8 protein-coding genes are annotated in these 12,892 nt (G+C 30.1%); all 8 read right to left on the bottom strand.

Annotation, left to right across the window (positions count from 1 at the left end):
* Positions 1 to 31 precede the first annotated feature (31 nt).
* Complete coding sequence (locus ACFSX9_RS02755) at positions 32 to 367, bottom strand: hypothetical protein (RefSeq protein WP_379804099.1); 336 nt, start codon at positions 365 to 367, stop codon at positions 32 to 34.
* Positions 368 to 778: 411 nt separating this feature from the next.
* Positions 779 to 1,447 (bottom strand): hypothetical protein, encoded by a 669-nt coding sequence (locus tag ACFSX9_RS02750; RefSeq protein WP_379804097.1) that lies wholly within the window; start codon positions 1,445 to 1,447, stop codon positions 779 to 781.
* 333 nt (positions 1,448 to 1,780) lie between these two features.
* On the bottom strand, positions 1,781 to 5,089 hold the full coding sequence (locus ACFSX9_RS02745) for a T9SS type A sorting domain-containing protein (RefSeq protein ID WP_379804095.1): 3,309 nt from the start codon (positions 5,087 to 5,089) through the stop codon (positions 1,781 to 1,783).
* Positions 5,090 to 6,441: 1,352 nt separating this feature from the next.
* Positions 6,442 to 8,703 (bottom strand): acyl-CoA dehydrogenase family protein, encoded by a 2,262-nt coding sequence (locus tag ACFSX9_RS02740; protein ID WP_379804092.1) that lies wholly within the window; start codon positions 8,701 to 8,703, stop codon positions 6,442 to 6,444.
* A gap of 247 nt (positions 8,704 to 8,950) precedes the next feature.
* Complete coding sequence (locus ACFSX9_RS02735) at positions 8,951 to 9,730, bottom strand: hypothetical protein (protein WP_379804089.1); 780 nt, start codon at positions 9,728 to 9,730, stop codon at positions 8,951 to 8,953.
* A gap of 165 nt (positions 9,731 to 9,895) precedes the next feature.
* Positions 9,896 to 10,672 carry an NYN domain-containing protein gene (locus ACFSX9_RS02730; protein WP_379804087.1) on the bottom strand — a complete coding sequence of 259 codons (777 nt, stop codon included), beginning with the start codon at positions 10,670 to 10,672 and terminating at the stop codon, positions 9,896 to 9,898.
* Positions 10,673 to 11,229: 557 nt separating this feature from the next.
* Positions 11,230 to 12,072, bottom strand: coding sequence for a DUF5694 domain-containing protein (locus tag ACFSX9_RS02725; protein ID WP_379804084.1), 843 nt, complete (start codon positions 12,070 to 12,072; stop codon positions 11,230 to 11,232).
* A 102-nt stretch (positions 12,073 to 12,174) separates the two neighbouring features.
* Positions 12,175 to 12,753, bottom strand: coding sequence for a hypothetical protein (locus ACFSX9_RS02720; protein ID WP_379804082.1), 579 nt, complete (start codon positions 12,751 to 12,753; stop codon positions 12,175 to 12,177).
* Positions 12,754 to 12,892: the final 139 nt, after the last annotated feature.

The following is a 12,892-nucleotide window of genomic DNA, read 5'->3' as shown; positions in this document are numbered from 1 at the left end:
CTAAAAAATTTGTTGAGGGTTATAATGTATATTAACAAAGTAGATCGTCAAGATAAGCAACTACATCAACAATATCAGAAGTACTTGGATTACCTTCCCAAGATAATGTTCCGCTAATACCACATGATAAAGTTACTTCAACAGATCCATCTGCCTGAGCTTGTACTTCGATTTTGTCAAAAATAACTTCATTCAATTTAACGTTTTCAACATTAGTATTTGCAAACGAAAAAGACCCTATTAGCATGAATGCTAAACTTAAAAATAAATTTTTCATTGTTTTAAATTGTTTTGCACCATTGAGAACTTGTGCTGTTAAGTTTCGTTCTTCTGCTTTTGTTTCGTGTAAGCATGTCCCACTATTCAATTTTTTTCTTTGACTAATTGACAAATGTCTCAATTCGTAGCTACAGAATATGATTATTTAGGTAACTATGGTTTACTTAAAACGTTTATTTATATATCTTTACACATAATTACCAATTGCAATGTATTAAATTTTTCTCATCTTGATGTTACAGAAAATCTGTACATTTTCACTTTTTTTTCACAGTGTTTATTGAGATTTATTTTTAAAAAGATATATTTCATAAAAAAACACACCATCTGTTTATTTATATTACTGAACTCTTCTAGCAAAATTAAATTTGAACTAACGTCTTGTAACTTAAATAAGTATTGAATTTTTAAAATTATCCGCAAAAGTTGGAAACTGCGGGAATTTTAAAAAAGATAAACAACAAGCTTTCTAATCACTTTTTTATGCGATCAATTTGTATTAGAACTTTGTCAGCCAAATAAATAACAAAATTATCCACTGTGCAGCAACCGTTAACCAAATTGGTTTTCTACTTGGTTTCGTAATACTTTTCAAGCCTTGAATTGTTTTAAATTTTATAATATCATAGAAATTCTGATTATCTTGATTAAAATCTATATCGTCTAATTGTATTTTTTTCATACCAAATACAACTATTTTTCTGATCCATTTATTTTCAGATTTATCATTTTTAATTTCTTGAATTATTCTAAGTTTATTCAGCGAATAGTCCCCTGTGTTTCTTAATACTTCTGGTTGTTTGACCTGAAATTTTTTAAATACTCTGTCTAGTAAGGGATTTATTAAGTTTTCTGACTTATCTGTAATTAACTTATTGGCTAATTTTGAAATTATATAACTATTCCCAAGTCCAAAAAATATAATTGGACTAAAAATGCAAGTTGCGTACCATAAAATACAACCTACTGGGCGGGCTACAAAAGCCATAACTAAAAAAGGTAATGCACTAACGTGTCCCGAACTACCTGAATCAATATTTTTTGCCAATAAGAAAAACTCAATGATAACCACTAAAGTGGTAGAAAACACAGCTAAAAGATTTATTTTTATAAAGCTCCAAATTGCTGTTGCTGATAATTTTGCGAAGTATTTAAAATGTTCGTTCATTTATTATTTGTTGTATTTATAACTGTATTTCGGCCGAAATTTCAAAGCGCTTGAAAATGATTTTTATTTAACGGCTACTAACACAAATATAAACAAATTTCCAATTTTTAAAGTTTTGAGCTAACTTGTTTGCCAGTATTATACGATCGCTAAATATGAAAACATTTTCCAAATCTACTATAAACCATATTTCTTGCTTAACTGCGCTGTTAAGATGTTGCTTGTTAAAACTTTAATTATATTATTTATCTTAAAAAGATTAAAATATACTATAAATAATAAGACAGTTTTTGGCTGTACCAAAAACTGTCTTGAAATTATTGCTTTTAGATTTTACTCTACAGCGATCTGATGACTTTCTATTTGATCATTTACGCTTATCTTAAGTACATAAATTCCCTTAGGAAGCTGTGCTACTGAAAAAATAGCTTTATTATCTATAATGTTCACTTTTGCTTTAACAAATCCCATCATATCATACAGTAAGCCTGTTACCGCACTATTATTTTGCGGTACATTTTCAAAATCTCTTACTTCAATATGTACAATATCTTTCGACGGATTAGGATAAATTGTATAATTATCAGATTTGTTTATTCTATTCATTTTATTATTTTCACCACAAGGATCAATAATAACTTTGTAAACTACATTTTCAGATATTATAGTTTTTTGTGTAAATCTATAATTATTGTTACAAGGATCGGGAGCTGGAGGTGTAAATGATTCATAAATAGTTGTTGTTCCACAAGAGTTGGTTGCTGTTACTTTTATATTTATGTTCCAACTGTTACAATTTCCATCGGCTCTAGCATGAAAAATATTATTAGAATTAACTCCAGATAGACTGGACGAACAGCCGCCACTTCCCGATATTTTTTCCCAAGTAGTCGATGTTATTCCTTGATTATTAATATTTGTACCACCAGCGCCAACGATATCTATATTTAAGTAATTAATGCCTATTGGTGTTACCTCAAATGATATTAATGGTTTACCTATCCAAATGGTCTTCGTAAGTGTGATGTTACCACATTTTGCCCAATTATCGCCCATAGTAAGCGATATAGTAACTTTACCAGAAATATTAGTTAAAGGCGTTAGAGTTATTGTTGATGTTCCGTTTCCAGAGAGCGAGACTAAACTTGCACCTTGAGTTATTGTCCAATTGTAAATAGCCGCTCCAGATGGAACGCTATAAGTCGCAGATGTGCAAATACTATCATCACCAGCTATTTCACTTGAAGAACACATAAATGAGCAATCAAAACTATCATTATTATTAGGAATATTATCAATTTCTTTAGCTAACCAATTTGCATTTCTTGAATTCAAATAAATATGATGCTCGTTAGTACTTTGAAAATTATCATCGGTATTAAGTATAAATAAATTTTGATAGGACGTGGTAAAATTATTAAATGGACTTACTTTTGGTTCAATTAAGTCCGAGTTTACATTATATACTTTTAAATAATCATCATTATTTAAAGTTACATTCCCTAAACCAATATCTAGTGCACTTGTTGCTGGAATAAAACAAAATGATGGCTCGGTACTAATATTCATTTTATACTTTATAAATGCTTGTTGCCAAAAGCTGCTACCACTGCCAGTAGCTGAATTTCTTATACCTGTTTCTATAGCACCACCAGGGTAATAATCATATGGTAATGCATTAGGTTGGGAATTAAAACTTTTGTCGGTTATTGTTACATTTATATTAATAAGCCAAAGCAATTTTTTGGTATAAGTGATCTTTCCTTTATAAATTTGATTTGTACCAGAACTTGGTAGTGAATTTACTTTAAAATCTAATTTTATTTTATTACCTCCTGGTAAAATACCAAACAAAAAACCAGGTTCGTTTGTTAGCGCAGCAATGCTTTGAAAAACAGTGTTATTTACAAAGGGAAAAGCTGTAAGAACAATATCTGTAAGCCATCCAGAACTATAACGGCCATCTATTGACAATAAGTTAGCACCTGCTACTGCATTTTGTGTTATTGCACAATGATTAGCATTACTTATAGCAATTTTTCGCATACTTGGATATCCTTTTAAACGCAATTCATTTTGCCAATCGGTATGAAATTCATTATTAATACCGTAATTAAAACCGACGTAATTAATCAGCATTTGTCTTGCCGCGGGTGTATTTTGTAATAATAAAAAATCTAAAGGTGTAACACCATCTGTAAACAATGGCATTATAACTTCACCACCAAATAACAACAAAGGAGACTTAACATACTGATGTAGTGCATGACGACTCATGTACTGATACCCTATTGGAAAATTAGCCCCTTGATGTGGTGCATCGTGACTTATATATAAACTAGTTTCTGTCGCAATGTTAGCATCTTCCATGTCTTTAAGAGCAAAACGTGCGATAAGTCCACCCATACTCGCGCCCAAAACCACATTTGATTGGGTACTCCCATTAGCTGCTTTTTCTTCATTTACCCACTTTATAACTTCTTCGAGAACGAATGCATTTTTTTGAATAAAATCCACACCATTATTCCAGTCAACCCATATAATGTCATATAATTGACTATTATTATTTGTCAGTAATGATTGTAATTCAGAGCTATTTGAAGCATTTACTATATTAATAAAATCTGAGTAATCAGTAATACCAAATTCCTGCTCAGGATTTGTCAAAACTCCCTGGTCAAAACCTTCTGCCACAATAAGCGGTCTTCTTATTTTACCATCTGAAGAAGCATAATCAATCACTAATTTTGCCGACCCAAAACTACCATTATAAGATTTTGTTGCAGTAATATTTCTTCTACCTAGAGCACTAGTACTTAAGATGTTATTTATAGAGGGCTCAGTTCTAAACTGGCTTGAACCCTTACTATCAATATGTGGTCTTGTTATCAGACCTTCTTCTATAATGATTTTTGAGTGCGAATATAAAATTTGGCCATTGTTAAGAGTTATTTTATATTTCCAACTTTTTAACCCCGAAGTTGTATAAGTAACTGAAAGATTTTGATCAAAATAGATTGTTCTATAACCAAGTCCATCATTAGCATCTATCTGAACATTTTGAACACTTTGAGTTGAGTTTGTAAGCCATAAATTTGTAGGTAACTTAATTGCTAAATTATAGCCTTTATACTTTCTAACACTCGGCGCAATTGCAAAAACCTGTTTAGTTTCGTAGGGGTTTTGCCAAATATTTTTATTATATTTATCCTTAAACTGATTGTTAATTACTTGTAACTTTCCAGCAGTTATAGCGTTAGGGTAAAATTGCGAATAATTATAAAACAAACCGCTCAAAGTAATTACTCCTTGACTTCTATTGGCTTGCCAAAGTTGTTCATAAATTTCTGGTTGAATAAATTGACTTGCATTATCATGAATACGTGCAGACAGCAAGGTATTATAAATTTGTTTTATAGTTGCGGGCATTACGTAATTTGAATCATTAACAACACCATTGTAAGCTGCGAGTTCAGTAAATTCAAATGCTTGATCTTTGAGTAAGCCAAATGGAACTCTGTTTTTTTCGAGCGGTTGAAAGGCAAAATTCATTTTGTTAGCAAATTCTGTATTTATTTCTTTTTGTGCCAATAAACTTGCGACACAGAAGAAAGCAATACAAAAAGGTAATAATTTTTTCATACTTTTGATTGATTTTTGGTTAATAAATTTATTTGCTTTTAATCTAATTTTAGGATTCCCACTTGAATGACAATCCTTTTTCTATTTATGGAAATACAGTGTTTATTAGTTAGGATCAATAGACTACTAAAATTGCTATTACTGCTGTTTTCATATTACTTTCGGCTTAGTTTTTTTTGAAACAATTAATCTAAATTATTTCGTAAACAATAAGATCCCTTCCTTTTATGATTACGAAATGTAAAATACTATAGTTAACTCTTCTGTAATCGAAAAATTTACTAAAAATTCTATATTTATAACTCAATACAACGAAACAATATTCACTAATTTTTTTAATGTATAGTGAATTTTGTAAACCTTAATTTCGTGTAAAGGTATATTAAGAGTATCTAAAACCAATTACAGAAAATCTGTACATTTTAGTTTGTTTTTTAGAGCTTTTACTGGGTTCTTGTTTTAAAATTCCTACTTTATTTTAAATTCCACCAGTAAGAACGTTGAATTACAAATAACTTTGTTAAGCTATTTCTTGGTCCTCGTTCTTTCTTGTTTTTGAATTCTCATGATAAAAAAATTAAATAATAAAAATTTATTTATTATTTAATTTTAAATCTCAAATTTCCCAAAATTCAAAATGATCAATTGGAAATTTGTAAATAAGTGAAGTGTTTTTGTTGAAGTATTTTCTTTTTGAAAAAAAGCAGTAATAAACAAGTTATATTGTACTTATTTTCCTATTTAGTGAGACAAGTAAGAGCTGGAAAAAAAAATTGAAATCTGTTTTTTCGCTAAATCAATTTCTGTAGTTTAATCGTAAAATGTTTATTTTTAGCTTTCGATTGTAATTATAAATGTGAATATTATTTCTTTAAATAATGGTTCCGAAATCCTCTTTTTATCTAAAATAAATATAAAATTAATTTGATAAAATATTTGCACTCTATAAAATTACACCAATTAAACTACTAATTCATTGTTTCGTCAAAAAAATATTCTTTACATAAATAAAATTATTTAACATCATGATTAAGAAGTAATAATTGTGATTGGAACAACTCATTGATTCTGATTCCAAAAAGAAGTCTATTACTAATAAACTCTCAAAGACGCAATAACCACTATGATTAGTATATTATTTAGATATGTTGTTCTATTAATTTTTACTTTTAATCTAATTACGATTCAAATAAATATGATCTATAAATAAGTCATAAAATTAGATAAATCTTGTCAATCTTTACTAAGAACTATTAAATTGCTTTCTACCCTATCTATTGTATGATCAAATTTAAACAACAAAACCTTGATTTTCAGAAGCAAATATAAAAGACACTAAAATAAACTTGAAATTACTGAAAAGCAATTGGTGCAGCGATACAACTTTCTGGAATTGCAAAAGCATCCACAAGAGCTACAGCGTCCGGACGAATGTCCCAACACAATTGGTTGACCATTTTACGAATAGCTTTGGTTTTTACAGCTTCCATATAGCCTTCTTCTAAATACCAACCTTTATTTTTTTCTATTTGGAAAAGTGCATACAATTGAGCTAATTTAATTAAAGTTACTTTAACAGCTTCATCTTCGACAGTTGCAATTGCAATTTGAAATTGTTCTAATGTTATCCTTTCTAAATATGCTTGAGCCACATCAATCATGTGATGTTGCACTACATTAAAAGCATCATAAGGATCTAAACCGTCATCAATTAATTTCTTAATTCTTCTTGCTGCCGCAGCTAAAACGCTTTTCTCACGATACTGAAAAGCTTGTAAGTGAAATTCACTATCTAGCAGATGGGCTTCGTCTGTTTTTCTAGTTGCAATGGGATTTTTTTCAGAAACTGCAGTTTTGGCATTTTCAAAAACGTAATTAATAATTCCTAAAGAATTCATTTCGCCAAACGATTTCCGAAATTCAGACAATCTGTTTTTAGCTACTAATTGCATTAAAACGGTATTATCTCCTTCAAATGTGGTATAGACTTCCGTATCATTTTTTAAAGCATCAATTCTATTTTCAGACAAATATCCTTTTCCACCGCAAGCTTCTCTACATTCTTGTAAAATATCTCTTGTACTCCAAGTTGAATAGGATTTCATTCCTGCTGCCAAAGCTTCAATTTCCTGCATTTCTTCTTCGGTTCTCGCAAGAAATCGATTCGTCAAATACTGCAATCCAAAGTGAATTCCATACGTTTTTGCTAAATGCGGTAATAGTCTCCTTTGGTGCATTCTATAGTTTAGAATAGGAATTTCAGAACCTCCTTGTGGTCCAAATTGACGTCTTTGATCAGCGTATTTAATAGCGATTGTTAATCCGGATTTGGCTGCAGCCAATGCTGATCTCGGAATTCCAATTCTTCCACCTACTAGCGTTCCTAGCATTGTAAAGAATCTTCTGTTATCGCTTGGTATTGGACTTTCAAACTCCCCTTTCTCATTTACCGATGCAAAACGATCGAGCATATTTTCTTTTGGAATAACTACAGCATCAAAGCTAAGCGTTCCATTATCTACGCCATTTAGCCCCATCTTAAGTCCACAATCAGCAATGGCAACTCCTTTTGCAACATTTCCCTTCGCGTCTCTAATAGGAACGATAAATGCGTTTACCCCATAATCCTGGCCATTAATGATCAACTTCGCAAAAACGGTAGCCATTTGACCATGTATTGCGGCGTTTCCTATGTATTCCTTTTGATCATCTTTAGTAGGTGTTTTTATGGTGAATGATTTAGTGTCATGATTATAAGTTGCTGTCGTTTCTAATCCTTTTACATTGGAGCCATGACGCGTTTCTGTCATTGCAAAACAGCCTGGTAATTCCAACGAGCCAATAGCGCTTAAATACTTTTCATGATGTTTTGCAGTTCCTAATGAAAACACGCTCATCCCCCACAGTCCAAACTGTACACCAAATTTAATTACTAAACTTAAATCATGATAACTTAAAGTTTCCATTACAGCAAAATAATCGGCTATGTTCTCTCCTCCACCATATTGTTTAGGATAAGCCATATTTCCTAAATTATGTTTTGCTAAAATCTGACACCACTCATAGACTTTATTCCGGTAGACTGTTACGTCTGTGGTAGTCTCGTAAGCAAATTCAGGTTGGGAAATTATTGATTTTACCTTATTAATGATTGGCGCTTGTGCTCCATCTAAAATTGCAGTTAATTTCGCGATATCAAAGCTGGTATTTGTCTGCGTTTCAGAAGTGATCGATGACGCTGTTTTTTTAAAGTTACTTATGACTTCCTCGCCTAAAAAACCTAGATCATTTTCTAGTTTCATAAAATCGGGTTGCAATTTCAGGAGGTTTACATCATTGTTTGACAGTGCTTTCACCATATCAAAAATCGAAGTAACAGAAGAATCTTTTTGTACTATCTTCTCTAATTCTAATTTCCAGTGATTCAAATCTTCTCTGGACGGCGGATTAGAAATAGCAATTTTTGATAGCAGGAAGCTCTGCTCTTCTTCCGAAAGCCAACTTTGGTTTTTTATAAAATCGTTTAAAGTTTGAAATTCTTTTTGTGTCAAAAGATCATCAGACCAAGCTAAGTAAAAGACAGGTATAAAAGCGTGCAGTTTGGCATTATTCATAAGTAGTAGTTCTAATTTTAAACTATGAGTTTTCTAAAACTCTAATTTACTTAAAAAAAGTGAGTACAATTGTTAAGTAAATAGTAAAATAATAGAAGTTACTAAATTTTGTCAATGTTGTAAGCATTTTGAATATTTCTAATTACCTTTTTAGACAAATTTAAATATCAAAAAAAGTCCTTACAAAAATTAGTATTTCCATAATGATGTTGCATTTAGAATTAATTTAAAATAACCGACAATTGCGTTAATAATTTTTTATGATTTCGCATTGGTTCCAATTCACAAACAACAAATTGAAAGCTTTAGTTATTTTCTTAATTTCTGCTGTTGTGTTTTCAGTAGATTTTGATATGCAAAGTTCAATTATTGTGTCATTTTCCAATGTTCCAAAATAAGTTGAACTATCTGTGCTTACTGCAAAACCGTTTTTAAGCTTTTCTCCATTGATAATTACTTGTCCGACCGATTCAAATTTTAATAATTCTTTGAAATTGCTAAAATTTATAGTCAAATCTGGTAATCCAATACTAGTTCTTAGGTGGCAATTTTTAAACAAAGTATAGTCTTCACTTTTTTTACTGTATTTTTCCCAAATATTTTTGATTCCAACAAATTCTTCTTCTATAAGTGACGAAGCCTCAGTATTTAAAAACTCATTCTGTCTGTAATCATCTTCGTGAATATGAATATCAAATTTGGTTGATTGGGTAACTGGAATTGTATGCGGAAATTCATTTGAAATTGTGGGTAAGCTATACCAAATATCTTCAACATTCATTTTTTCAATTTTTCGCATTTTCAAAACAAGACTTTTTGACTTGATAAAATCAATTGAGGAATCGGGTATAGCTTCTTCTACATCCCAGTCGTTGTCTTGAATGTGCATTGTTGTTCCCACTGAAAACGTTTCTGGTAATTGATCTGCCGTCATTTCGGAAACGCCGATAGTCTCGCCATTAGAGTTGTCAATAAATTCAACTCTAATCTTGTCGTTTGTGCCGAATATTTTGTCGAATAATCCCATTAGATGATCTTTTGTTTTTTATATAATAGCATTTAATAGCCCTCGAAAGGTGTAAAATCAAAATTTAAATATCATGAATTTTTTGGATAAATTTTGATAAATACTACAGATTTTACACAATCCGGTTAGACGTTTGCGTTCTTTAATAAAATTTATTAGTTTTATTTATCTTCTTTTTACCAAGGGATGATTTAAGGCTCCAACTTCATTTCTGATGACTTCGTATTCTTCTAAGTTTTCAAATAATTTTGATAGCGTTCCAAAATTATAAGTTCTGGTATCAAAACTGGGGTCTATTTTTCTAATATTACCTCCAACTTTAGAAATATAAGCCACTTCATTTTCATCAGTAGAAATATCAAAAGCGGTAGAAATTGTTTTGTCATCTTTGTCTGATAAAATACTTGCTTTCTTGGCGTCTTTTTTAGCAGTATCTTCAATTACTACAGGAGCAGTTTTCTTCTTATCTGTTTTGACTTTTGTTTCGCTTTCTGTTCTTGTTTTTGGAGTAATATTTTCTGTATAAGTAAAAATATCACAGGACTGAACAAAAGATTCTGGTGTCTTTTTTTCTCCAATTCCCATTACAAATAGTCCTTCCTCACGAATTCGTTTGGCTAAACCTGTGTAATCACTATCACTTGAAACGATACAAAAACCTTCAATATTTTTACCATGCAAAATATCCATTGCATCTATAATTAAAGCTCCATCGGTTGAGTTCTTTCCTGTAGTGTAGGAGAACTTTTGAATAGGATTTATTGAGTATTGATTTATTAAAGGTTTCCACGAGTTCATAGCTTGAGAAGTCCAATCGCCGTAAATTCGTCTAATAGTTGCTTTTCCGTATTTTGAGACTTCTTCAATTGTTTCTTTTAGCAATTTTGGTTGCGCATTATCTCCATCAATAAGAATGGCAATATTAAATTTTTTTTCACTCATAATTTTTTATTGTATTTTAATTTTAACTAATGTATTGTGATATTTTAATCAGTTATTTTTCCGAAAATGGTTTTTAATTTGATTGTTATAAATGTAGCTAATTACTGTGATTCCTCCAAATAAGACAGTATTTTGAAGTATATTTCTTAATTAGTACCGTTTTAATAAAGTGGATATTGAGCGCTTTCCATTTTTCCACGCCAACGTATTTGCCAATTTTCGTAGTTTAATTTTAACTTTCAAATATTAAAGTGATGCTCTGAAAAAATTTCTTTATCTACCCGATAGCTTAATATTTCCAAAGAATTAAAACTAATCAACACATTCTTATTGTCTGATGCGGTTGTTAGTGTTTCTGTACTTCTTAAAGAATTCAAGAAGTTTGCATCTTCGACATTATGCTTTTAAACTTCTTTCTTTTCTGTACCAAACAAGTAATTCGTAAAGTATTTACTGAAATTGGAAAATATAAAACGCGTATTTTCTGAAATAAAGAAATTATTAAATGAGCAAATCACATGAAAACATCAACCTGGGCAAACAGCTATAATCAACAGTTATTTTAAATATTTAAAAGTGTTTTCTAAATTATATTTGGGACTTCTCGTCAAAAAATCATTTAAGAAAGCTGTATGTGTGCCTCCAAGCAAAATAAATATTCTGTCATTTTTGTCAACCGAAATTTGATTAAGATTTGAAAACATAACTAAATTTCTATGGTAAAATTTAGCGGCTTCATCTGCTCCTTCTGAATTTCGTTTACTTGAAATATAGGTAAGTATATCTGCGTTCATTATCATCAAACTTTCTAAGTATTGCGGATGGTTGTTCAATTTGAATAAATCGTAAAAAGGAATGTCCTTTTCTGGATTATTATTTTCGTTTTCAGTTAGTAAATCCCAATACTTATTTGCGGTTGTTTTGTCAACGGCATCCTTTACATTTGCGCCAATTTGATAATTATAGCTTTCGTGGTAATCTATACCGTGAATTCTTTTAGCACCACTTAACCTTCCCACTTCATACGCCAATAAACTAATTTCATCTGGATTCTTTACTTTTACTTTTGGATTTTTTAGATAGGCTAAATAATCTGCTTGTCTAATACTATCATTTTTTGGCAGGCCTTCAATTATAATAATTGTTGGTTTAAACTCTGCTAAAAGTTTAGCAACTTTTTTAACTTCTGCTTGATTTTTCTTGTCATTCTCATTAAATTCTGTAGCATTTGCATCTGAAGTTTCTCCAAAATGAAAGGTAGCAACATTTAAAACAGGAACCGCATTGTCAAATTTTGTTTTATAGATTTCTTTTTCGTCATACCTAATTTCTTGCGCATAAGACGTAAATAATGTAAACAAATTTATGAATATTATTATTGCTATTTGAGTTGACTTCATAGGTGTTTTTTTGTTAATTTCTTATGCGCTATTACTTTGGGCTGTCATAAAAGTAATTGATTACGTTGATTGAAGCAAATAAAATATTATTTACAACAATAGCTATAAATTGCTTTTTTTAGAAGGTTCAATATGATTAATAATGATTTTCTGCTTTCCATTAAAGTTCAAATTATACCAAATATCCTCAACTCTTCTAAAAAAAGAATCAAATAAAAATGGAACATCCTCTTCTACAGATGATTTCAATGAAATAAAATATTCTGAACTTTCAATAGTAATTTTAATTCTATAGGCTGCTTCTTCTATTTCATATGTTTTTTCACTCCAACCTTTTTCTAATAAAGTTTTTAAAAATCGGTCCAGTACTATTTTGTTAGTTTCTGTAAAGTCCAATTCATAATTTATATTAGAATCGATTTCAAAGGAATTTTGTTTTACTCTAAAATTTTTAAATTTTCTTTTATCAAAAATTATTTTATAGTTTGACGCAAAATGGTCAATTTTTCTACCAACTTCTATTTTACTTAAATAGGTTGAATTTTGAAATTCTAACCCTAAATATATTCCATTAAAATAATAAGTGATGAAAAAGGAAGTCAAGCCAGAAACTTGCTTGTCGTAGTTTATGTTTAAAGATTTAAGATATTCTTCGATATGTTCTTTCCAATTTCGCGTCATAAAATAGTAGGATATGACTTAATACTACCTAAAACAAATATAAAACAACTTTATGATAGTATCTTAATAAATTTTCGAATATCTGTGTGTAATGCTCCGTAACTTTTTAGGTCTATCAAAACTATTCAAAATTCAGAAC

It is taken from the genome of Flavobacterium ardleyense (genome assembly GCF_042686085.1).
GTDB lineage: Bacteria > Bacteroidota > Bacteroidia > Flavobacteriales > Flavobacteriaceae > Flavobacterium > Flavobacterium ardleyense.
This window is presented reverse-complemented; position numbering and strand designations above follow the sequence as displayed.